The following is a 22,910-nucleotide window of genomic DNA, read 5'->3' as shown; positions in this document are numbered from 1 at the left end:
ACTGTAATCCACTTTAAACTTAGACCCCTGGCTTCTTCAGCTGGGGGCTTTTTTGTCAACAGTTGCGCTAGCAGCCCGTCCTGTATATGAACTGTTTATACTATTTCATTACCGCTTTACTGCTCACCACTGCGACCGCGACCCAAGCGCAGGGGGTGCTTGATCTAGAAAAGCCCAAGCTCTTGATCGATACGTTGCAATTGGTGAAGGCTGATACCGTAACGGTTGAGGCTATGCCAGGTTTCTCCGCCGAATTAGATAAGCGTTATGGTTTCCGTGGATTGCGTTTTGAGACGCCACTAGCCCAAGTGAAGGGGTTGAAGTTCGTAACTAATCGAGGCGGGAAAGCAGTCTATCAAAAGATTTCCGAGAATAAGGTTCTGGGTAATGCCCAACTGAAGCAAGTGCTATACTGCTTTTATAAAGGGCAGCTTTCAGATGTTCTATTCTCTTCTACTGGCTCAACTAACGCAGACGAAGTGTTGAAAGTGCTCACGCAGGCATATGGAGCACCCTTTGAGCAAGAAATAACGGAGGATCAACTGGATGGGCACTTTTACTGGCATGGAAAGAAAGCGTCCGCTTTTCTAACCATTCCCGTTGATGAAGATGACTTTGACGTTTTGATATCAAGTACTCCTATGAAGGAGAAATAGCAGCGTGATAAGGAGTTGCGAGTGAAGCGAGCAGCGGAGAAGCTGTAGAAACGAAAGAGCCCCACTAAGTGATGGGGCTCTTTCGTTTCTCTCAGAAATAATACTCTTAGAGAGCATGTGCTATAGTATGCTCAAATATTATGGCGGTGAAGACTAAGTCGCGAACGAGGACGGCCACCTATTGTGCCGCTACGCTATCATTGTAGGTGATACCAACGAAATAGAGCGCATTTTTGCGTGATCCTGAGTGAACCGTGTGCAAGCAGATGATTTTACTCGCCCCTTTAGTGTAAACCATGAAACACCATGAAGTAGTTGCCGCCATTATCAAACGCGGTGATGAGTTCCTCTGTCTGCAGCGGGGCCCAAGTAAGTACGCATACATCTCCGAAAAATGGGAGTTTCCCGGCGGCAAAGTCGAAGCCGGCGAAACGCAACAAGAAGCCCTGCGGCGGGAAATTCAGGAGGAGCTGGGCCTGGATATCCTGGTTGGAAGCCACATCCTTACAGTGGAACACATCTATCCCGATTTTGAAATCACCATGCACGGTCTACTGTGCACGGCCGATTCCTCCGATCTGACCCTGCACGAACACATTGCCTATTGCTGGCTCCCTACTCAGCAACTGCATACGCTGGACTGGGCGGCAGCCGATCTACCGATTGTGGCGCAGTTGCAAGCTCCCGCCTAGGCCTACTTCATGGCAACCACTACTGACTTAATGGCCAGCCTCACCCGGGGGTTTGTTGATCTTACCGCGCCAGGCAGCTCGCAACTGGCACCCAAACTACTTGTCAACGACAAGGTCCGCGCAGTGACCGTGCTCAGCACTGTTTTGCAGCACTTGCAGGAGTGTGATTCGTTCTGGCTGACCGTGGCCTTTGCCACCAAGAGCGGCGTGATGACGCTGCTTAGTACCCTGCTCGAGTTGGAGCAGCGTCAAGTCCGGGGGCAGGTACTGGTGTCCCAGTATTTGAACTTTACCCAGCCGGCAGCTTTGCGGGCCTTGTTGCAGCTTTCCAACATCACGCTGAGAATTGCCACCAAGGGGAATTTTCACGCCAAGGGCTACTTATTCCAAAAGCCAGCGGGCCTGTATGACTTACTCATCGGCAGCAGCAACTTAACGGCCGGCGCCCTCAAAGTCAACAAGGAGTGGAACCTGCAAGTCAGCGCCAGTGAGCACGGTGAACTCCTGCCCCTCGTCCGGGCGGAATTTGAAACCGAATTCGCGCGGGCCCAGGTGGTTGACGAAGCCTTTCTGGCGCACTACGAGCCGATTTACCAGGCGCGCACACTGGCCAGCCGGCAGCAAGCTCTGCAGCAGCAGCAACTCTTTCCCACCGTAGCACCTGAGCCCAATGCCATGCAGCGGGAAGCGCTCGCTAACCTGCAATCTCTACGCGCGGCGGGCGAGCGCAAGGCCTTGCTCATTTCGGCCACTGGTACGGGTAAAACCTACCTCTCCGCTTTTGATGCGCTCCAGCTAGCCCCGCGGCGTCTGTTGTTCGTGGTGCACCGCCTGACAATTGCCCAAGCGGCCCTGACCACTTTTGAGCGGGTGTTCCAAGGCACGCGCACCATGGGCCTGTACTCGGGCAATCAGTTGGAGACTACGCCTGATTTCTTGTTCTGCACCATTCAGACCCTCTCGCTCGCCCATCATCTACAGCACTTCAGCCCCACGGAGTTCGACTACCTGGTTATCGACGAAACCCATCGTTCGGGCGCCAGCGGTTACCAGCGTATTCTGGCCCACTTTCAGCCCCGCTTTTTGCTGGGTATGACAGCCACTCCGGAACGCACCGATGGGCACGATATTTACCAACACTTCGACCACAACATCGCCTACGAGATTCGCCTGCAGCGCGCGCTGGAAGAAGAGATGCTCTGCCCTTTTCATTACTTCGGCATCACCGATTTAATGGTGGATGGGCAGCTGGTCACTGAAACGGCTGACTTTTCCTTTCTAGTTGCCGAGCAGCGCGTCAGCCACATCCTCGCGCAGGCCCAGCTTTACGGCTGTGACGAAGGCCGAGTGCGGGGGCTGGTGTTCTGCCGCAGCATAGCAGAAAGCAAAGCGCTGGCCGACGCATTCAATGCGCGGGGCCTGCGCAGCGTGGCCCTCACGGGTGAGAGCAGTGATGCGCAGCGCCAGCAGGCGATTGATGGCTTGGAAAGCGACGAGCCTGGCACTGCGCTGGATTACGTGTTCACGGTTGACATTTTCAACGAGGGCATTGACATTCCGCGCGTCAACCAAGTCATCATGCTCCGGCCCACGCAGTCGGCCATTGTCTTTGTTCAGCAGCTGGGCCGCGGGCTGCGCAAAGCCCCAGGCAAGCACTACCTGACGGTGCTCGACTTCATTGGCAACTACCAAAACAACTACCTGGTGCCCATCGCCCTGTTTGGCGACACTTCCTACAACAAGGACACGCTGCGTAAGCTGCTGGCCGGGGGCAGCAGCTTGCTGCCGGGCACATCGACCGTTAACTTTGATCGCATTGCCCTCGATCGAATTTATGCCTCCATTGACGGGGCTAGGTTAAATCTCTACCGGGATTTAGCGCAGGAGTACCGGCTGCTTAAGTTCAAGCTGGCGCGCGCGCCCTGGATGATGGACTTTTTAGCTCACAGCGGCCGCGACCCCTGGCTGTTTGTGACTACGAAGCGCAACAACAAACCCTTTGGGTCCTACTTCAACTTTGCGGCCAGCATCGAGCCTGAACTGGCAGCGGCCCTAACGCCCCCGCAAACGAAGTTGCTCGCCCTTATCTGCACCTATATTGCCAATGGCAAGCGCATCGAGGAAGTCGAGCTGCTGGAACTGCTGCTGGAGCACGCCGTCGTGTCCACGGCGCAGGTCAATAAGCTGCTGCTTGCCACTTATGGCCACCAGGCCAGCGCTGCTACCTGGGCTTCGTGCGCGCGCAACTTGAATTTTGATTTTGTCCGGGATCCCCAGCCCGTAGTCATCTTTGACGGAGGTGAGTTTGCCCTGCATCCCGCGTTCGCTCTAACAGTGGCAACCCCACTTTTTCGCGCTTACTTGCTCGATGCGTTGCACTACGCGCGGGCCCGCTATAAAGCCAACGCCTCTGCTTTCGTGGAAGGGTTTTTCCTTTACCAGAAGTACTCGCGGCGCGACGTGTGCCGCATTCTGAACTGGGAGCTGGACGAAACGGCCACAGTCAACGGCTACAAAGTCAAAGACGGTAGCTGTCCGCTGTTTGTCACCTACCATAAGGCCGATGACATTGCGCAGAGCACCAACTACGAGGACGGCTTTCTTAATAACTCCGAGTTTCAATGGATGTCCCGGTCCAGGCGCAAGCTGGAAAGCGCCGAGATTCAAGCCATCCAGCAGGCGCCCGTGACAGGACTTCGAATGCTCTTATTCATTAAGAAAAGTGACACCGAAGGGCTGGATTTCTACTATATGGGAGACGTCACGCCGCTTGATTTAACGCAATCATCCATGCCCGTAAATGGCGCCACGGTCCCCGTAGTCAAGGTTCACTTTAAGATGAACCATCCCGTTGAAGAGACCATGTACCGCTACTTAACTACTGAAAGTCTACCTGATTAGCCCAGCCTTTGACTTTAAGCAACCACTTGGCTTGGCCTCTACCCCGTTGCTATGATCAGTTACTGAGGCCTAAAAAGTAGCTCAACCGCGAAGCTTACCCGCCAGTCATTACCCACCTCCACTACCCTAGCCCCACTCTATGATCACGGTTAACCTTACTATCACCAACGCTGAAAAAGCCGGGATGCTGCGCGGATTACTGCAGGAGCTGCCCTTTGTAGACATCCAGTATTGGGGGGAGTCTAGCGCTCCCGATAAAACCAACTGGCCATCCATCATCGCTCGTTACCACCAGTTACAGAAGCTAGGTTGGAGAAAGGTAGCTGGCAGGGCCTTTGGCGTCTGGTTATTTAACGGGGTGACAAATGCGGATTGTGAACGGATCGGTCAGCAACTGCTCAATGAAACCTTTGCTTCGCTGGCGGCCGATCCGCAGCTTTTCAAAGCCGAGCAGATTACGTCCAATGATCAGACGATTTACACTCTGCTAGTCAACGGCCTACGAGTCATGTTCGAAGTATATCCGCAAAACCCTTCGATTCATATAATTTATATCGACGAGGAATAAGATTGTCGTCATCCGCATCGAGCATCGCCTATAAGCTTTCATAATAGTGCTGGTTCGTTAGTTTGACCTCATCCCCTATCTTTTAGCCATGGCTACTGAGTCCCTCCCCCCACGTTATAAGGCCCTGCGCCGCCGCAGCTTTGAGCGCCACCTGGATCTGTACCTAACGGCTATCTATTTGCTAGACGGGGACAGCCAGCTTGGGGGCGCTAACCTGGCCACCTACAAAAAGTTTGAATCGACTGCAGAGCTGCGGGCTGCCTACCTGCGGGCGGAGCAGGCGCCCAATCTGCGGGAACCCTTCGCCCACTCTAGAACAGTCCAGGACTTGGATAAAGCCATCCGGCAGTGGCGGGTGACAAACCCCGTGCTGGAGGCTGAGCTGCGGACCATCCATGACCAGCACCATTGCCTGAGCCTAACAGATTTTCAGCAGCTCATTAGCACCCAAGCTGGGGAGCTTGCCTGCGAATACTGCGAGCTTAAAGAAAGCGAGTTTCGCCGCTTGATTGCGCTGGGTATAGTGCGCACCAAACGACTCCGCACCCGCGGGCGCAGCTTCGAATTTGACTGCCGCGATCCCCAGCATGGGTACGAAGCTGGTAACGTGGCCCTGTGCTGCTACTGGTGTAACAATGCCAAGACGGACGAATTCGACGTTGAAGAGTTCAAGCCTATCGCCCTGGCACTAGCCGCCGCCTGGCGTCAACGGCTTGCAAAGCACACCAGTACATAGGCAGACTGAGCTTCACTAATTTGACTCCTGGCTGTTGAGCTGCAAGCTGCAGTAAAAACATCCTCAACGAGAAGCAATTAAAGCACGACTTCATGGCCACGGATTACACCATTCTAAAAGGACTTGCGCATTCTTACCTGCAGACGCGGGCGCAGTTCCTTGTCCAAGCGGCGCAGTATCCTGAGCTGGCGGGCAATGACAGTATCGTAGGGCGAATCGGAGAGATGATCGCCGCGCAGTTTCTTCAACTCCAGGGGCGGCAAGTGGTCAAGCACGCTGCGTTAAATCATGCCGTAACGGACCTGCTGGCTACAATGCCGGGTGGGCAGCCAAGAGCAGTATCGGTTAAGCTCATTACCGCGGAAAATAAGAGCGGTAGCACTACCCGGTTGAAAGATGGCTGGGATGAGTTTATCCTCATTGAGTTGAATGTGGCCTACCAGGTGCACCGGTTGGGGTGGCTCACACTAGATGAGCTGCGCAGCAATGGCCAAGAACAGCTCGCGCATGATCAGCCGATAACCAGCCGGCGGATGTTAACGACGAAGGGGTTGATTGGTCGATACGGTAAAGTCTATGATAGCCAAGATGAAAGAGAAAGTCTGATGTTGAATTCGCTCCTGTAGCACAAGCTGCGTAAGGCTTGGTATCAGCTGCCCGCAGGCACAACTTTCAACATTTGTTCGAGTCGACTGATAAGCTCCCGCTCCAATTCCATAAAGTCAGCTGCCGCATTGCCGGGAGATAGAAAGGTGCTGGGTGCTACCACTGGAAGTCGTAGGGCCGTAATGGAGAGCGAGGTATTTGCTAGGCTGTCCGTCACTTCGAATTCTAAGTGGTTGGTAGTCGCATCAGTGGCTGGATCGGACAGGGAATCGGGGTAGAACAAGTAATTCTGCTTGCTGCCCCGCCGGATGGCGTAAGACACCAACTGGTACATATCCGCCTGCGAAATCCCTTTCTGATCAAGCGCTCCCTCAACCAGTTTCCAGGTTTTGTATTTGCAGTCAATCACGATTGGCCCACCTAATGTCAAGCTACCCTTACCCCACGGTCGCAGCAGAATATCATGCTGCAGCTTGAAACGCAGCGCAGGCTTACTGTTCGCGGTAGCTTGCATTTGGCGGGCTAAGTACAGATCGCTGGCCTGCGCAGTGATTTGAAAACTGGACTGAAAGTGCTGCTGCAGAAAACCACCGATAAAGTCTTCGAACACTTTCTCAGTGGGCAGCAGCAGCGCAAATACTTGCTCTTTGGCGTCAGTGCTAGCTAAGGGGCTGTGGCTGGCCAGAAAAAATCGACAGTAAGTCAGCACCAAGTTGAAGTCAGCAAATAAAGGCGGTAACTGCACCTGATCGCAGTCAGCCAGGCTGGCGGGCTGATCGCTTACCTCGGCAAGCAGAAAGCTAATGTCTTCGAGCAGCTGCCGGCTTGGACTATGACGAGTAAAAAGCCGCAGGCGGCTGACTACGTCTTTGAGGATGCGGTTGAACTGATTATCGGGCTGAAAGGAATCGAACGTGCAGGGCAGCACGTGCTGACGCCCAACCGAGCGGTTACGCACATAGTCAATAAAATTGAGCCGCCCTCGCAGCGTATTTAGCTCCTGTTCTACCTGCTGGTAGTACTGGTACTGGCTGCGGCTGAGTAGCTCGTGCGTGTACTGAGCAAACAACAAGACCAATAGCTCCAGCCAATCCGCCGATACCTGGGAAAAGCTGGCCAGCGAGCGGGGAAACTGCAAGCGCACCGAATAGCTTAGCCACCAGTAGAGATGTGCATGAATAGCCTCTAGGCTGCCGGCCGCAGGATAGCTGTTACTCTCATAGAACACCTTGGGCAGTAGGTGAAGACGATGGCCCTGGTACTGGATAAGACCGACATAATTGCGGGCCCGAACAGTACGGTGGCCCTGCGCGTCAACCGAAAATTCGAGATAGCGCTGCCGGGTGCTCCTGGAGCTATCCACCCCAAACAGGCCCGCAGTGCGAGGGCGCCGTTCCCAGATAGTCTGCAGGTATGCCTCTAGCCCTGGCGGCAGTTCAGCCAGGGGCAAGTGATTTCGGTATTCATAGAGGTAGTGATCCATCGACTAATCAGCGGCTAGTCAACTACTCAGCGAGTGGCTGGGCCCGCAGGACCATAGCGCAGACCTACACTCTGGTCAACGTGGGTGGTGACGCCCGCCGTCCGAAGCAGGGCCTGTACTTTGGGCTCGTCATTGAGGAAGTACTCGTAAAGGAGCGGAATGACCTTGCCATTGAAGATGGATTCCAGACTTTCTTCGGGGTCGAGAAAGTAGGCGTGGCCGATTTGGAAGTCCCGAGACTTCTGACGGACAATTTCGGCGTTGAGCTTTTGTAAAGTGTCCTTCCGGTCATCCTTCATCTTGCCGAACACATCGTAACGCGGATATAGTGGCCGAAACTCAAAGCGCCGTCGCAAGGCAATGTCGAGCAGGGCCAGGCTCCGATCGGCCGTATTCATGGTGCCAATCAGGTACAGGTTAGCCGGTACCGTGAAGCCCTGTTCTCCTGAAGGCAGGGTGACAGGCAGCGTATTAGAGCCCCCCAGGCGCTTGTCCTTTTCTAGTAGGGTGATCAGCTCGCCAAAAACCCGCGCAATGTTCGCCCGGTTGATTTCATCAATGATCAGGACGTAGTTCTGGATGGTATTTTGTTGCTCGCTTTCGCTCTGCTCAAAATCAGAGATAGTTGTGGCGGGCGAAGTGTTATCCGGCTGTTTTGATAACTCTCGTAAGCGCTTTGCTATGTACTGGTAATATAACTGAGTGCCATTAGGATTGGGTACATTTGATTGATCATTGTACCAGCGATTAAGTGTTGTAAAGCTTACGTTTTTATCTTGTTTTGCTTTCTGCTTGAGTCCTCGACGAAAACTTACGGTTCGTGACACAAAGTCTACCGTGACTGGAAATTTGGCATTTTCTCTTGATACAAAGACATACCCATTGGAATCTTTTGGCCCTTTAACTAACTGATGGAGTGCCTGTTCAAAAGGTGTTAATAGTGGTTGATCTGGAGTGAATATGAGCTCTTGGGCCTCAACTTTAGAAGATTTGGCCTTGCTATGCCCAGAAATCATTTCTTGGCGAGCACGCTGGGCTATGCGGTAAAAAACCCCGTCAGACTTCTCAAACACCATCTGCCCTTTGATCACCTTCGGTCGAAAACCTTGAACGAAGTCCTCGTAAGTGAAGCTCTGATGGAACGTGACAAACTCCAGCCGATTACCTAACTCCTCCTGGAATAGCTTTTGAGCATCAGCGTAGCTGTAATCCTGTTTGCCAGTCAGGATTTCGTAGGCTAACTCGAGAGTAGACCGAGTCTTTCCAGTACCCGGCGGGCCGTACAAGATGATGTTTGGATTAGGGAATCGGGCGCTAATCATAGGTTGAATAATTGGTTTTGTACGGGTGCCGGGCACGAGTTGCAGCGCAAAGTAGGGTTCAAATAAGTCCACGTTAGCTTTAGTTAGATTATTCACTAAAGCCACTGTGCGGTAGCCACTCGGGGCCCACCAACTTAAATGTTTATTGAGGCCTTGCAGATCCTCCCGGACAGGAACGGCGATGATCTTTGCTTGACGGTAAATCCAATTTTTGGAATCCGTAATCAAGTCCGCTAGCTCAACCGGCAAATCGGCCCAGTCCTGCTCGACGCGGTATATCCCCCATAACTGCACGGAACCGGCGCAGGAATAGACGTAATCCCCATTCTGGATGCCCGTCATGAACAGCTGCCCCTGGTTATCCGGACAGTGCTTGTTGACTACGAGCCATCCTTTTTCCCGAAAAGCGTCTAACAGCTGCCGCCCAGCTGCGTTTTTATTGAAGCGTCCCATGGATACCTTATAGATGGGACGCCCATGTAGCTCCAACAAGTTGGTCATATTGATTACCGAATCTTAGGATAGCAAGCTACACTACTCTATTAGAGCTTATCGTATTTAGCCGAGCTGCTACGCGCTTTATCGGCAGGATACTTCTCTGCGTTTCGATCTATCTTCTCCTGCATAAGCTGGGGGATGTCCCAGCCGTACTTGTCAGCCAGCTGGAAGGCGTAGAGCAGCACGTCGGCCAGCTCCTCGCGGACCCGGACGGGGTCAGCGTCCTCGGCCTTTTTCCACAGGAAGACTTCGTTGAGCTCGGAGGCCTCAATACTCAGAGCCAGAGCCAGATCCTTGGAGTTGTGGAACTGGGCCCAGTCCCGCTCGTCACGAAACTGGCGAAGCTGCTGGAGCAACTCTTCAACTAAGCACGTGCACCTCGGCCCCCTGCTGCCCGGCCCACTTACGGATTTCTTCCTCACTGCCCACGTCCTGCACGGCGATGCGCTGATCTTCGTCTAGAAAGAACACGCTGAAGCGGGCGGCGCGGATAACTTCCAGGGGCTGGCTGACGCCCAAGTTGCTAAACAAGCCGGACTTTTCGTTGAGGCGGTGGGCCTCATCGACGATGAGCGCGTCGAAGGTGTTCTCGGGCGTCTCGGTGAACACGCCGGAGCCGACGAAGAGCGAGTCAATGTGAGTTCCGCGCATGGAGCCCGTGAGCTTACTTTTATACACGGCCCGCGGAGCGGCGTTCTTGCTCACGTACTTGGCTACCAGGCCCTGTTTGGTGAGATTAACCAGTAGGTTAATGGCCACTACTGTTTTGCCGGTGCCGGGGCCACCGTGGACGATGAGCACGTGCTTCTTCGCGTCGGCGGATTTGGCCGCCAGCTTGCGGGCCGTTTCGTAAACCACCTTCTGCTCGTCGAGCAGAATAAACTCCTGCTTGCCCTTCATCATGGAGACGAGGGAGTCGGCCAACTGCTTGGAGGGACGGATGCGCCCGCCCTCGATGCGGTACATGATGCCCGTCTTGTCGCCGTGCTTGACGTGCTGACGGATAAACTCGCGCAGCTTCAGGGCATCACTCTTGAGAAAGAGCGGGGCCTTAGCTACGTAATCAGCATAGTGTCCACTGGTGAGCACGCCGTTGTCGGGGTGGTTGTGCAGGTAGGCGCAGGGCAGCAGCTGGATGCCGTCCGTGTACACGGTTTCGTTGAAGCCTTCTAGGTAGGCGGCGTAGGACCAGGACTGGTAGGACGGGTGGTTTACTTCCTGGATTCCTTTGCCCAGGTAGGTGGCCACCACGCCGTCTTTGTCGGTGGCGGTGGACTCGGACCACTGCTTTAGCTCAATGATGATGGCTTTGTCGATGCCCTGCTCATCCTGGCCCGTGAGCACGAAGTCAATGCGCATGCCGGCGTGGGGCAGCTGGTACTCGATGCTCACGCCGCTGTCATCAGGAATCTGGGCGTCGCTGAGCACCTTGTCCATGTAGAGCATGGAGTTGCGCCAGGAGTTGATTTCAGACTGGCCGGTTTTGCGGCCTAGCTTTTTTAGGACCAGGACCTGGATGATTTCTTCAATAGAGTTGGATAGGACATCGTCAAGGAATTGGGACTTGGTTTTCTGGTAAACAATCATTGAAAAAGATATAAGTAACTGTATTTTAGGTTTTTAATCTAAATCGCCTGAACGAATAGATTCATGAAATGGCAAGACAGCAGAGCCGCAAAAGAATTACCGTCGATGGCCGGCCCGAAGATAAACCAGATACTGAAAAACACGCCCGGAATGGAGGGGCCTTTACCAAGCCGTGCCTCAGTTAATTTATGCCCCGTGCGAGCCCGGACGAGTGCCCTGGCGTTGACCGATACACACTCAGGATTGTGAGGCAGACATAATCAGGGAGCGGACATCGAGGCCAGGGCAAACAGGCGTAGCAAATTGCCGAATTCAAAGCTTGACCTCCTACTGCTCTTATGCCAATGCTTAGCAAGCTGCACACCAAAGAGGCACGCTCGTTTTTTGATCTGCTCCTCCTCAACCCTTGCATAGTATGCGCTGGCGCAGGCTTGTTTTCATAAATAAAGAACTGATTGTGAACAAGGATTTCGCGGAGCATAACTCCACACCTGGCTGATGACGGCTTACAGGTTAACCAACTTCCACTTGCCGGCCCTGCACCCATTCATCGGCCGTTTGTGAATTATAATTATCCTTAGGCACTGTAGCTGGTGCATTTTATCCGGGTATCAGCCACCAGTTCAGTTATTCAACCGGGAATAATCTAGAAATATGTCTACAAACTACTTAGCTCCTACTCTTTCACGCATTGCTGTACTTATGGAAGAAAGGGCTAAAAAACACTCTATCTTCGATTTCCTTAATGTTTTGCTCATTTTTACCCAAGCAATCTTTGTATGCAGCTTGCAAAAGTCTACCAACACTATAAAATCGACCCCAAGCAGCTGAGTGATATTTTAGCTAAGCATAACATTAAAGTCCAACTAAAATACGTAAAGACAGCTCCTGATAATTGGTTAACAATATTAAACTATGAGCTAGGTCGCACCCAAGCTAAGGGCGTTGCCCCGCTGGAGGAGCTTGTAGCGTTTGTGCAGGATGAATCCAAGTCCTCAATTAGCAAGCGCAGTATCAACCTCGAGTTGTTGTCAGATTCGCGTATTCTAGCAGATGCCACTCCAACGGCTACTGTAGCTGAAGCTCTACCCACATCCCTACCAAGGCAGCGGCCAACGACGACCACTCAGAATCGTGGTAATAAACCCAAGAGAGCACTACCAAAACAGCCCGCCGATGACGAGCTGCGTTTAGGTCAGATAATCGATGTAGTCGAAGAAAAGGGCTTCGGTTTCCTTCAGAAAGCGGGGACGCGCGAGGAGATTTTTTGGCATTTCTCCGTCTTAGGAACGTTGCCAAAAGTGAATGATTGGGTCCTGTTTGCCGAAGGCCCTAGCCAACGCAAGCCAGGTACGCAGCAAGTGGTCTGGGCTTGTTTGCTCACCCAAAATTTGCCCTTGGCACATCAGGCTCAACGGCATTTTGAGGAGGGCACGCTGTTGTCCTTGCTTAGCATACTACCGGAGGAGGCACGGGCCGCTACTGCGCAAGAGCTGTTAGGGCGGACAGAAGCCATAAATGATACTGCCACATGGAATGCGGCGGCTCAAAAGCTAGCTAAAATCACCCAATTTGTACCGGCCTTTTCTGCTGAGGCAGTGCAAACGATTCTTGGGCTTTCGACACCATTTTATGCCTGGCAATTATGGCTCTATCGCTATTCTCCCCTGAACGCTCACCCAACAGTTGTCACCCCAATGGCCCACTTGTTAGCGGCCACGGAGTCTATCACGGGGTGGTGGAGAAATACGCAGCATACGTTACCCGCACTTTGCCTCGCCTACCTATCGCAGCATAGCCATGATGCGCTGAGTGCTGAACTAGCTAAGATTAAGAGCTATTTGGCGGATCTATATCCCACCGTGTACGATGAGTTGGTGGTTCTATGGCTCCAGCAGGCGGGCAGTGCAAACGATCCGGGCACGATTCGGCAGCGCTTTGATATTTCCCGAACTGTTATTGGAGATTCGGCTCAACATTTTGAGCAAGAACTCTTTGAAGCTCTTCCGGCAACTACGCACCTAGAATTATGGCTGGAAGACGAGCAGTACTACGCTTTTCCGCGGCAAGTGGCGCTAGAGCAGTTCAGCAGCCTACCGTTGACTGCGCAGGACAAGGTAGCAGCAAATTTGACGGATGAGGAGTTGGTTGGCGTAAGCCAGTGGTTAACGCTGGCTAGCGACTCTCAACTGCTGGAAAGGGTGCGGGCGGGCCGGGATGAGCAGCTGCTTTCTGCTTTCTGCGCGCTGGGAATTGATTTGGAAAGCGACCGCGAAGTCATCAATGAAATTGCCTGGGGCCGACCGGGGTCTTGGTACGTGGGCCAGGGAGATACGGCGGTAGAAGAGATAATGCAGCAGCTTCGCAGCCGAGTGAGCGATGGCGAGTCCCACTTGCTGGTAGGGCACAATATCGTTCATTTCGACGCTCCGGTATTGGCCGGGCACGACGTGGAGTTGCCAGCAGCCTGTTTGTGGGATACGCTCGCGGTTGAGATGGCCTTAAGCTTGGATTGGCGGGTGCTGGCCTTGCGCACTGCCCACCAGGCTCAGGCCGATGCGCAAATTGCGCTCAAACTTTTCCTGACCCAGGTGAAGCGAGTGATCTTACTGCCTGCGGCTGAGTGGGAGGACTTGGCTCCTTTATTTGGCCCCGCAGTAATCGCGACTTTGACCCGTTTGCGGACGCAACCACTAGAGCCCTGGGTGACCATAATTGACTTGCGGGACGAAGCGGCTGGTTACCTGCGGCCGCAGCCGCAGCCCTCCTCGCGTCAACTACTTGTCCAGCAGCAATTGGCGAACAGCACTGCCGCTCTTACGCTAGTGCTAACACCGACCGAATTATGGGGCGAGCTGCGGGCTGAACCTGGCGTGCGGTTTTGGGCATCAGAATTCACCCCCGCTCTCTATCGGGAGCTACTAGCGCAACCATTACTGGACCAGCTGGTAGACTATCCGGCCGAACGGGTCATTGCGGAACGCTTCTTCCACTACTGCCAGCAAGCCCACATTCCCCCAGTTGCGGCCAATATGATTCCGGCGTTCCGGCTACGCCTGCAGCAGATTGTGGACTTTGGCAAGTGCCATCCGCTGCCGGTGACTCCTTCGTGGCAGGCGGGCTCGCGGGTCTGCTTGAGTGCTGAGCAGCTACTGGTGCAATTAGCCTACTTACAAGGACAACCAGATGTTGAAGTACTCGTGCTGGAGCCGGACCTGATCACCCTGGGCCGTAAGCTCCTATTGCGTGAGCTCACCACGGCCGATGTATTAAAAAGCCCCGCCACCCGTCCTGCCTGGATCAAATTTTCAGGTGGCCAAAGCTTTGTAGCCCTCCGGCCAGACCAGGCGGCCGAGCTGGGCGCAGTAGTCCCCGCTGGCTACAGCAACTTATGGCTGGAAAAGCATTTGTACGGGCAGTTTCGCATCTGGGGCAGCTTTGATTGGGAGCTGCTACTCACATCCCTTACGGCGGCGCAGGTGCACGTGATCAGCGGAACGGAACGCTCGTTTCCGCGTCAGCAAGTTACTTGGTTGGGCCTGGCTCAGCTGCCGCTACAACGACGACTAGGAATTACGCCGTTCAATCCGGAAACTATCTATCGTTCCCGCTATTGGCTATTGCAAGCCATCCTGGTCAAGGAAATTCTGCAGCGTAACAGCTCAGCCCCCCTAATATTACTGCTGCAGCGGGCAGAAGAAGTCGAGCCAGTGGAAGCCTACTTTCGGGGTCAGGGTTTTTACATTCCTCAACGAAAAGTCGGGCTGGGGCGGCGCCTGGAGTTATTACACCAGCAGGGCTCGGGCCGGCGGCTCCTAATTGTGCCGATAAGTCAGGCGACGACGATACTTGAAGCGAATTACTTGGGGCCGATTCAGTTAATTCTGGAAAGCTTCAACCTGCTTGAAAACTACTTTCTTGCGCGGGGCTCGCGCTTATTTGATCGGGCTCGGCTACAGGCCCGAGATGTAGAAGGAAGTGAAACAGTCAGTTCAACCAAAAAAAGCTCGCCCGAGGGCAGTAGCGTGGAGGACGTCCTGGAACGCGACTTATTCTTTCTGCTTAAGCTGCAACAGCCCCTAGTGCAACAACTCCGGTCTCTTTTGCTGGATAACCACGAAAAAAATCACCTCTGGCTGCTGGATCCTCGCCTAGGGGACTTCCCCGCTCTGGAGCAATCTTGGCAAATGCACAAGTACTTCACTGATGCCCCCTGGGCAAACGAAGAAGAATACTTGGCGGCCGCACAAACAATTGACCAGGTACTGTTAAGCGTTCGGCCAGAACAAGACTTTTCGCTGGATTTGGAAAAGGCTAAAGAGCTGCTGAGCAACGTATTTCTTGACGGCCATCCCTGGTATAATATCCAAGAACCTTACCTGAATAAAATTTTACCCGCCCAAACAGACTTGCTTGTCTCACTGCCAACTGGTGGAGGCAAATCACTGCTGTTTCAGGCCCCTGCCCTGTACCGCAGCGCCTTTACTAACCGGTTGACCATTGTCATAACGCCGCTCAAGGCGTTGATGGAAGACCAAGTTAATGCGCTCTGGAAGCTGGGCTTTTACAGCAGTGTGGAATACATCAACCAGGACAAGCGGGATGAGCTACCGCAAATTTATCGCCGACTGGCGGGCGGGGAAATTTCCCTGCTATTCATCACCCCGGAGCGCTTCCGGAGCGGGGCGTTTAATAAGGCTTTTTTACAGCGTTTCAATAACGACCAAGGCCTGGAGTACGCGGTGTATGATGAAGCACACTGCATCTCACAGTGGGGGCACGAGTTCCGGCCGGATTACCTGTATTCGGGCAAAGCCGTCCAGCGTTTTAGGGAGGGTTGCCCACGCCGGTTTCCAGTGCTCTTATTTTCGGCCACTGTTTCAGAAAAGATCTATCAGGAGTTTACCGAGCTATTTGTGTAATGGAGCGCTTAGGAGAATTAGCCTACAACCCGGTGCGGGAGCATATCCGCATGAGCTTTGAGCGGGTCAAAGAAGAAGTGCAGCAGGCCGAGACGGTTGTGCGCAGCTTGCAGGACAAGACCTTTGATTCGAGCGTGAGCCGAGTTCTGGTTTTTGTGCGGACTCGCCGCCGAGCTGAAGAAGCCGTTCAGCAGCTTAGTGAGCTGGCCACCGAAGCAGGGCTACCCTGGGCTGATCAGATTGACTATTTCCATGCTGGGTTGGATGGATTTGATCGCGAGCGCAAGTATTCAGCGTATCAATCTGGTGAAACGGTAATACTGGTGGCAACCAAGGCATTTGGTATGGGAATGGATATCAAAAATATCCACTATGTCTACCATTTGGGCCCTTCCTCCGCTTTTGAAGACTTCCTACAGGAAGTAGGTCGGGCAGGCCGTAACCGGGCCTCGCTGGAGTCTGCCGGGTTCTCCGAAGCCCATCCCATCCAGGCCGTGTGCGTGATGGCCAGTCGGGATTTTCAAGTGCTCCGCGATTTACAGCACAAATCCGCTTTGAGCTGGGAATACGTGCTCAAGACGCAGCAGCTGATTCACCAGTATGCGCAGAAGTACCGGGACTTGGATACGCTAAGGCATGAACCATTGGCGCTGCCGCTGGATTTGTGGCAGCGCGATGCGGGTGAAAAGGATGAGGACGACGTCCGGTTCCGGCTGGCGCTGCACTGGCTGGAGCTATTAGGACGCATTCGGCTCGGGCTGTTCACTCCTTCTTTCCTGCCATTACTGCTGCTGGAAAAACCTAACTATCTGAAAATAAAAGAGGAGTCGGAGCGGACTCAGATGCAGCATTTTGTTGCTCACCTACACGCGTCGAAGTACCGGGAAGCCTCTGCCGTCAGTATGCCGATGGATGAGCTCAAATCACTCACCGGCAAAAGCCGTCATACTGAGCTGTTTAAGTTTCTATTTCTAGCCCAGAAAATTAAGGCCATCTCCATTGACCGGAATCTACACCTGGAATTAACGCAGCTGCGGCAAGTGGAGCTCGAGGCCTGGGAGCAATCGCAGTGGCAGGGACGGGAGTTGCCTCTGGTGGAGGCTGTGTTTTTGCTGGCCGAGCGCCTGCTGGCGCCAATTACGCCGCAGACGCAGCGCAGCCTGGACGGCAATGAGCTGGACCGGCTAGTGAAAGAAGTAGCGGCTGAACGCCTAAGGCCAGAGCATATTTATTGGACCCCGCTCAAGAAAGGCAAGCCGGTTGAACCAAAAATGGCCGCCAAAGATTTGCTGGCGGACTGGCGAGAAAAGCGGGCCAAATTCGCGCTCAAGCTAGTCCGGTTGCTGCCTAATATGCGGCTACAATCCATCATGAATGTACGCGACCGGAGTGAGCCGGGCGTCACGCAGCTAATTTACAACGGTAACCGTCACGATTCCCTCTGGCGCAAGCCCCTGGCAGAGCTTAAGCAGCGGCTACTGAAACTGTTACTATATGTAACCACTCAAGCCCTCACTGGGATGCACACCTTCAATTACGCCACGATGGTGGTGGATTTGGAGCTGGAAGAAGCTGGGGTGGATTACCTTGACAACTTGCTGTTTTTAGCTAGAGCCCTAGGTTACTTGAAGGGTAGCGGCAGCTTTATGCCTATGGGCATAGAAATGTTTTTACTTGAAGCAGCTGCTCCCGACTATGAGGATCCATCGTCGCCGGATTTCCAGACGCATCAGCAGTTTTTAGAAGGGGCTGAGATTAAAAAACTCCGCTTGCTGGCGTTGGAGTGCCTCTCAGGGATGAGCCATTCAAAGCAAGACGCCTTTATCAAGCAATACTTTGCCTGTGAGCGTAGCGCTGATTTAGTGGGCCTACTTGCAGACCATCTGGACTCGGGTGCTCACCATCCAATGCTAAGGGCCTTCCGACAGGAGGCGTTAAAGGATGCGGAAGAAAAGCTCAGCGCCGAGCAGCGGCAAGTATACGATGCCCCGCTTGGTGACAACCTGCAGGTGATTGCTGGCCCGGGCAGCGGCAAGACGCATACGCTCACGCTGCGCGTTGCCCGGCTAATTCAGAAGAATAATATCCAGCCTGATCAGATCCTGGTACTGGCTTACAACCGGGCAGTGGTGGTGGAGCTTAAAGATCGGCTTACTACGCTCTTTAGAGCCCTCGGCTATGGGCAGCTCATCAAACGACTGCACATATACACTTTCCACGGATTATGCCGCCGCTGCTTGCAAGGAGAGCTGGAGGGCGTAGAGTTCAGCCAGTGGGTGCCCCGGTTGGCGCGCGCACTGGCTCAAAACCCACGGTTGATCCGTCAGCAACTAGGCCCAGTTGAGTATGTATTCGTGGACGAGTTTCAGGATATAACGGGCGAACGCCTGGCAATGCTCAAAACAATCGCTCCAGCTGACGCAGTAAAGCTGTGCGTAATCGGCGATCCCAACCAAAGCATTTACGGGTACGAACGTGTGGCGGAAGGAGGTGCGATAGACCCATACCCTTACTACGCGGAATTCGAAGAGCTATATCAGCCTAAAAAACACTATCTGAGCAACAATTACCGCTCCTACCCTGACATTCTTACGGCTGCTGCCCAGTTGTTGGTCAACAACCCAGACCGATTTTCGATCCCCCCCCTGAAGCCAGTTCGGCAGCCTGCTTTCCGCTCAAACTACTGTGAGTTGCTCACATTTCGAGAAAGTAGGGTCGATTGGAAGATAAAGCTTGACGACCTGCTCGACGAACCCGAGTACGAGCCGGGCAAACACTACCAGCAGGTAGCCGTCATGCTGCGCTCCAACGACGAAGTATTCCGCGCTTTCAATGAACTGCAAGCCCGTAAGCTTCCATCCGACGTAGCCCTGCGCATCCAGGGATCTTCTAGTTCCCCCGTAAGCTCGCGTGAATTTCAGCATCTGCTCGAGCCTTACCAGCAAAATCCAGCAGCGCTCCTTGGCCCCAACTACCTGCAGGATTTCACCGCTATTAAGCAGCAAACACTGCTGCGCTTTGCCGGCGTGTGGGATGAGTACCTGATGCATTTAGTGCATTGCCTGGTACGCGAGTTTCGGGTAGAGCAAGAGGATGACGCTACGAATCAGGATCTGCTGGATTTCATCGACGATATGGCCAGTCGGGATGATGGCCACTTCATGAAGCTTTACGAGAAGCATATGCCGGAGCTGGTACCGGGCCACTCACGGCGAGAAGTGGTGCTTACGACCATGCACAAAGTGAAAGGACTCGAGTTTGATGCGGTACTGATACCCCCGTCTTTCGCTGATTTTGCGACTGATCGCAACGGTGAGCCCGTACTCAATCTACTCCAGATAGCGGAGGAGGAACGGCGCCTGCTCTACGTGGCCTATACTAGGGCCCGGTACCGGCTGACTGTCATTCAGTACGACCGGGAAGCAGCCATATTGGATAGCCGGGCATATCAGTTAGCCAATAAGGAACAGCGTCTGGGCCGGATTGTCAAGCCGGGCCTCGATAAGTTGTTTATTTCCTGGGGTGCCCGGGAAGAGCGGACATATCAGTTTATCCGGGACAAGATTAAAATCGGCGACCAGGTGAAACTGGTAAAGATTCATAGGTCCTTTAGGGATAACTCCTGGGCGGAATGGCAACTATGGTGTAACGGCTGGCAGGTCGGACAACTGAAAACGGGTGCATTTGAGAAGGAGCCGCAGGTAGATCAATTGTTGGGCCTTGCGGTCTCAGGCATAAGCTACTATACTCACAACGCTTCACAGCAGTATGATGAGAAGAATCAAAGCAGTTATACGCTCAAGAATTGGGGGCAGAGTGCCGTTACCCGCGGCCACATCTATCTCGTTGATTTTGCAGGTTATTACAAAGAGTGAGGCCGCTTTAAATGCAATTATAGCGACCTAGACGCAGGTTACGCCTGCTTATCGGGCACCGGCTGCCACCTGGCGCTCGCACGCCGGCTTTTAAGCAGGCATGTATTTCTTGCGGGCGGCGCGCAACCCACCAAGATTCAGTTTCTACGTCATGGGCAGTAGAGGTTAAGACTTCTCACTGGCCATTTTAGCTAGCTTACCCCAGCTTCGGCGCGGAAGGCCGCATCATAGCGCTGCCGTTTGAAGGTGGGGGCGTTCTCCATCGGTTTGGGAAGGTAGCAACTAACTCTCTTTTGTTTCACCTGACCACCTCAGCCTGATTTCTCAAACCCTTTAAAGCACGATGGAATTGCCTAATAATCGATTAAAAGATAGATTTGCTGGTCTGAGCTGGACTCTATCACACTTTTTGACTTTCATCCAGCTAGTGAGGCAGTCACAACCTAAAGACTTATCCTATTTTGTATAAGGCGGCAACGCTGCTGCTGGGCATCTTATGCCTACTCAGCGCTAGAACAGTGACGGCGCAAACCGTATGTGCTTTCAACTCCCGACAGGCGGCGCTAACAGACTGCCTACAGGGATATTCACGGTATGAGGATAACATCAACGCCAACATGGTCGTGCAGCACATGCTCGCCCGCGTAAAGGCGCCCACCCGCCTGTTCGTAGTAAAGACGTGTCACGGGTTGAATAACGCCGTTGCTTTAAAGCAAGCGAACGTGCCTTACATCTTGCTGGATGTCGAGTGGATTGAAAGCATGAAAAGCGGGAGTAGCGATTGGCTGCATCTGATGGTTATCGGCCACGAGATTGGTCACCACCTGCTTGGTCACACCAGTAGGCAAGCTACGCAGCCCGGCGAGCAGAAATCGCTTGAATTGGAAGCTGATCGTTTCGCGGGCTACGTATTGGGCACGTATGGGCTCGCCGGCGCTCAGGTAGCGCACGTTTTGCGGGGCTTTCCCGATGACAGCGATCCTAATTCCACCCATCCCGCTAAAGCGCAACGCATCATAGCCGTCCGCGCCGGGGTTGATTTGTCTAAAGGGGCGGAAGAAAATAAGCTTTTAGAAAGCCTCACTAAAGATGTCGGGTTGAATTTAACCAGCGTGCCTTACCTGGTATCCATGGCTCGCGGTAAATTCGACCGCTTTCTTGTCACGCGTGACAAGCGGGAGCTCCAGCAAGCCGTCAATTTCTACCAGCAAGCCATCCGGTTTTCGGCTGATCCGATGTTAGCGCACGAATTGGGCGCCATGTTCTTTGCCGATGGATCTGGGGACAGGTATGCGCAGGCTTTGGAATATGTTTATTCCCTTACTAAGAACAAAGCTTACTTGCTGGAGCTCGCCAGCTATTATAGTTCGTCTAGGAATGCCACCGCAGAAGGCATCATGCAAAAGCATAAAGACAAGCTAATGCAGCCCGAGCTGGTTGGCAGTCTTAACGATCGGAGTGCACTGTCTTTTGCCAACTACCATTTGGCTAGACTGGAAGTGAATCGGGATGAAGAAGCGAAGTGGCTGCCACCCCTGCGGCAAGCCCTTGAGGGTATTGTCAGCAAACCCGCATCACTTCCTGCAACGGAAGCTCATGCCCTGCTAATAGCCGAGACGCAGAACACCCTCGGCCTATTAGCCCTGCGGGAAGGGGACTTCAACGAGGCTAAGCAACAATTAGTAGCGGCGGCCAACTACTTCGGGCGGCCGATTTTACCCAATGACTTTTACGAACTGCTTTACAGCAACAAAACGCTTAACCAGTTAAGCTCGCTGACCAATTTGGCACTCGTCAGCATTCGCTTAGCTGACTGGACTGAAGGGCTGGCATATGTTAACAAGCTTGATAAAGTCTATCACACTTATCAAGCTTCTCTAACCAAGAAATCCCAGCTAGCATTCGATTACTCGCAGGTCGCCTATTTCAAAGGCCGAGTACACCAGGGCCTCAAAAATTACCCGCAAGCCATCCTTCACTATAGCGAGGCAATCGTGCTAGCCCCGGAACCTTACCTATACTATTACCGAGGCACTTGCCAACTTAGTCGTGGTAACGAAACGGAGGCATGTGCTGATTTTAAAAAAGCTTGTTCAATCGATGGTCACACAGCTTGTGACCGAGTCAAAATGTTGTGCCGTTAACGCCATGAAACATCTTCTACTGCTGCTTTTCCTGTTGCTTTCCTACAAGCAATCATCCGCTCAGAAGTCCGACCCAACAAGCACAACTACACCAGATTCTTCTAATGAGTATTTCGAAAAATACATGCCTATCTACATCCTAGAGAACTATTGTAATTCGCAAGGATTTCCAGCAGTTCGCGCTCAGTTATTAGCTGATGAAAGGGCCACTAACTTCGTGCATCTTCCAGATCCCTCTTCACAAGCTGTTGGAGACAGCATCCTCTGGTTCAACTATAACAAAATGTATATTGGTCTGGAATTCAGCCCCCGATTCAAGCATCTGAACAACTTTATAGTGTTGGCTTCTACTCAGAAGGAAATTGAAGAATTTGGGGTAATATATGCCTTTTTGATGGACTATGTAATGGATCAATCAAAAAAATCTGACGTAAAGCGTTACTACTCAGAAAATAGTGGCATGAACGCAGTCTTAGTGAATCTAAAGCCGGAAAACTTAGGCAAACCGCCCTTTAAGTACCGGGCGATTTGCTTCGTTATGCAAGGCATGAATTTCTGCAAGTGATTCTATCCCTAAGCAAACTCACCGCTATAGTTCTAGTTGTGAGTTGGGTGGTAACTCTTGACAAAAACCTGGTGTCGTAAGCAATCGGCCTGGTCAGCAGCGTCAACACGAGCAGACTGTGCAAGGCATGAATCGAGTGAATCAAGGGGCAAGTGCCCTGGGTGAGTGGCGACGGTAACAGTTAGACAAAGATCACAGGGGAAATAAGTCAGCTGTTACATTAACTGCCGGCTGCCCCAGGGCGCCATTGATTTCAGGGATCCAGTACACAAAATGCTCTTTTTGGGTAGTATTATGAGTAGTATGCTGGGCATCAAATAGACGTCTGGCAGCAGCTTTAAGCAGTATCTATTCT

14 protein-coding genes are annotated in these 22,910 nt (G+C 53.0%); 10 read left to right on the top strand and 4 right to left on the bottom strand.

Annotated features, from left to right (window positions below; genetic code table 11):
• Positions 1 to 86: 86 nt before the first annotated feature.
• The 6 genes from BMY67_RS16630 to BMY67_RS16605 all read left to right on the top strand — a co-directional run bounded on the left by BMY67_RS16630 (position 87) and on the right by BMY67_RS16605 (position 6,179).
• Positions 87 to 656: a hypothetical protein gene (locus tag BMY67_RS16630; protein WP_092773759.1), complete on the top strand. Its 570-nt coding sequence runs from the start codon at positions 87 to 89 to the stop codon at positions 654 to 656.
• 296 nt (positions 657 to 952) lie between these two features.
• A complete protein-coding gene (locus tag BMY67_RS16625; protein WP_092773757.1) occupies positions 953 to 1,348 on the top strand; it encodes a (deoxy)nucleoside triphosphate pyrophosphohydrolase in 396 nt (131 codons plus the stop codon).
• 9 nt (positions 1,349 to 1,357) lie between these two features.
• Positions 1,358 to 4,249: a DEAD/DEAH box helicase gene (locus BMY67_RS16620; RefSeq protein WP_092773755.1), complete on the top strand. Its 2,892-nt coding sequence runs from the start codon at positions 1,358 to 1,360 to the stop codon at positions 4,247 to 4,249.
• A 139-nt stretch (positions 4,250 to 4,388) separates the two neighbouring features.
• Positions 4,389 to 4,817, top strand: a complete 429-nt coding sequence (locus BMY67_RS16615; protein WP_092773753.1) for a hypothetical protein — start codon at positions 4,389 to 4,391, stop codon at positions 4,815 to 4,817.
• An 88-nt stretch (positions 4,818 to 4,905) separates the two neighbouring features.
• Positions 4,906 to 5,553 (top strand): hypothetical protein, encoded by a 648-nt coding sequence (locus BMY67_RS16610; protein ID WP_092773751.1) that lies wholly within the window; start codon positions 4,906 to 4,908, stop codon positions 5,551 to 5,553.
• A gap of 92 nt (positions 5,554 to 5,645) precedes the next feature.
• On the top strand, positions 5,646 to 6,179 hold the full coding sequence (locus BMY67_RS16605) for a hypothetical protein (RefSeq protein WP_092773749.1): 534 nt from the start codon (positions 5,646 to 5,648) through the stop codon (positions 6,177 to 6,179).
• A 23-nt stretch (positions 6,180 to 6,202) separates the two neighbouring features.
• Here the strand turns inward: BMY67_RS16605 and BMY67_RS16600 are convergent, their stop codons facing one another.
• The 4 genes from BMY67_RS16600 to BMY67_RS16585 form a co-directional block, all read right to left on the bottom strand.
• A complete protein-coding gene (locus tag BMY67_RS16600; protein ID WP_092773747.1) occupies positions 6,203 to 7,642 on the bottom strand; it encodes an McrC family protein in 1,440 nt (479 codons plus the stop codon).
• Positions 7,643 to 7,668: 26 nt separating this feature from the next.
• Positions 7,669 to 9,417: an McrB family protein gene (locus tag BMY67_RS16595; protein WP_177189893.1), complete on the bottom strand. Its 1,749-nt coding sequence runs from the start codon at positions 9,415 to 9,417 to the stop codon at positions 7,669 to 7,671.
• Between the two features lie 89 nt (positions 9,418 to 9,506).
• Positions 9,507 to 9,818, bottom strand: coding sequence for a nucleotide pyrophosphohydrolase (locus BMY67_RS16590; RefSeq protein WP_218144627.1), 312 nt, complete (start codon positions 9,816 to 9,818; stop codon positions 9,507 to 9,509).
• Positions 9,819 to 9,822: 4 nt separating this feature from the next.
• Complete coding sequence (locus tag BMY67_RS16585; RefSeq protein WP_092773741.1) at positions 9,823 to 11,049, bottom strand: DNA/RNA helicase domain-containing protein; 1,227 nt, start codon at positions 11,047 to 11,049, stop codon at positions 9,823 to 9,825.
• Positions 11,050 to 11,828: 779 nt separating this feature from the next.
• On the opposite strand from BMY67_RS16585, the gene BMY67_RS16580 reads away from it, so the two are divergent.
• From BMY67_RS16580 to BMY67_RS19095, 4 genes are all read left to right on the top strand, one after another.
• On the top strand, positions 11,829 to 15,971 hold the full coding sequence (locus BMY67_RS16580; RefSeq protein ID WP_092773739.1) for a DEAD/DEAH box helicase: 4,143 nt from the start codon (positions 11,829 to 11,831) through the stop codon (positions 15,969 to 15,971).
• On the top strand, positions 15,971 to 19,846 hold the full coding sequence (locus BMY67_RS16575) for a UvrD-helicase domain-containing protein (RefSeq protein ID WP_092773737.1): 3,876 nt from the start codon (positions 15,971 to 15,973) through the stop codon (positions 19,844 to 19,846). Before BMY67_RS16580 ends, BMY67_RS16575 begins: the two co-directional genes overlap by 1 nt.
• Positions 19,847 to 20,364: 518 nt before the next feature.
• Positions 20,365 to 21,990 carry a M48 family metalloprotease gene (locus BMY67_RS16570; RefSeq protein ID WP_177189892.1) on the top strand — a complete coding sequence of 542 codons (1,626 nt, stop codon included), beginning with the start codon at positions 20,365 to 20,367 and terminating at the stop codon, positions 21,988 to 21,990.
• Positions 21,991 to 21,994: 4 nt separating this feature from the next.
• On the top strand, positions 21,995 to 22,555 hold the full coding sequence (locus tag BMY67_RS19095) for a hypothetical protein (RefSeq protein ID WP_143069877.1): 561 nt from the start codon (positions 21,995 to 21,997) through the stop codon (positions 22,553 to 22,555).
• Positions 22,556 to 22,910: the final 355 nt, after the last annotated feature.

Source organism: Hymenobacter actinosclerus (assembly GCF_900111515.1).
Classification (GTDB): domain Bacteria; phylum Bacteroidota; class Bacteroidia; order Cytophagales; family Hymenobacteraceae; genus Hymenobacter; species Hymenobacter actinosclerus.
Note: the sequence above shows the minus strand (reverse complement) of the source record. Positions and strands in the feature narration are given on the sequence as shown.

Excerpts from the sequence above, each read along its gene's own strand:
- BMY67_RS16630 (WP_092773759.1), top strand. The coding sequence starts at position 87 with ATGAACTGTTTATACTATTTCATTACCGCTTTACTGCTCACCACTGCG.
- BMY67_RS16625 (WP_092773757.1), top strand. The coding sequence starts at position 953 with ATGAAACACCATGAAGTAGTTGCCGCCATTATCAAACGCGGTGATGAG.
- BMY67_RS16620 (WP_092773755.1), top strand. The coding sequence starts at position 1,358 with ATGGCAACCACTACTGACTTAATGGCCAGCCTCACCCGGGGGTTTGTT.
- BMY67_RS16615 (WP_092773753.1), top strand. The coding sequence starts at position 4,389 with ATGATCACGGTTAACCTTACTATCACCAACGCTGAAAAAGCCGGGATG.
- BMY67_RS16610 (WP_092773751.1), top strand. The coding sequence starts at position 4,906 with ATGGCTACTGAGTCCCTCCCCCCACGTTATAAGGCCCTGCGCCGCCGC.
- BMY67_RS16605 (WP_092773749.1), top strand. The coding sequence starts at position 5,646 with ATGGCCACGGATTACACCATTCTAAAAGGACTTGCGCATTCTTACCTG.
- BMY67_RS16600 (WP_092773747.1), bottom strand. The coding sequence starts at position 7,642 with ATGGATCACTACCTCTATGAATACCGAAATCACTTGCCCCTGGCTGAA.
- BMY67_RS16595 (WP_177189893.1), bottom strand. The coding sequence starts at position 9,417 with ATGGGACGCTTCAATAAAAACGCAGCTGGGCGGCAGCTGTTAGACGCT.
- BMY67_RS16585 (WP_092773741.1), bottom strand. The coding sequence starts at position 11,049 with ATGATTGTTTACCAGAAAACCAAGTCCCAATTCCTTGACGATGTCCTA.
- BMY67_RS16580 (WP_092773739.1), top strand. The coding sequence starts at position 11,829 with ATGCAGCTTGCAAAAGTCTACCAACACTATAAAATCGACCCCAAGCAG.
- BMY67_RS16575 (WP_092773737.1), top strand. The coding sequence starts at position 15,971 with ATGGAGCGCTTAGGAGAATTAGCCTACAACCCGGTGCGGGAGCATATC.
- BMY67_RS19095 (WP_143069877.1), top strand. The coding sequence starts at position 21,995 with ATGAAACATCTTCTACTGCTGCTTTTCCTGTTGCTTTCCTACAAGCAA.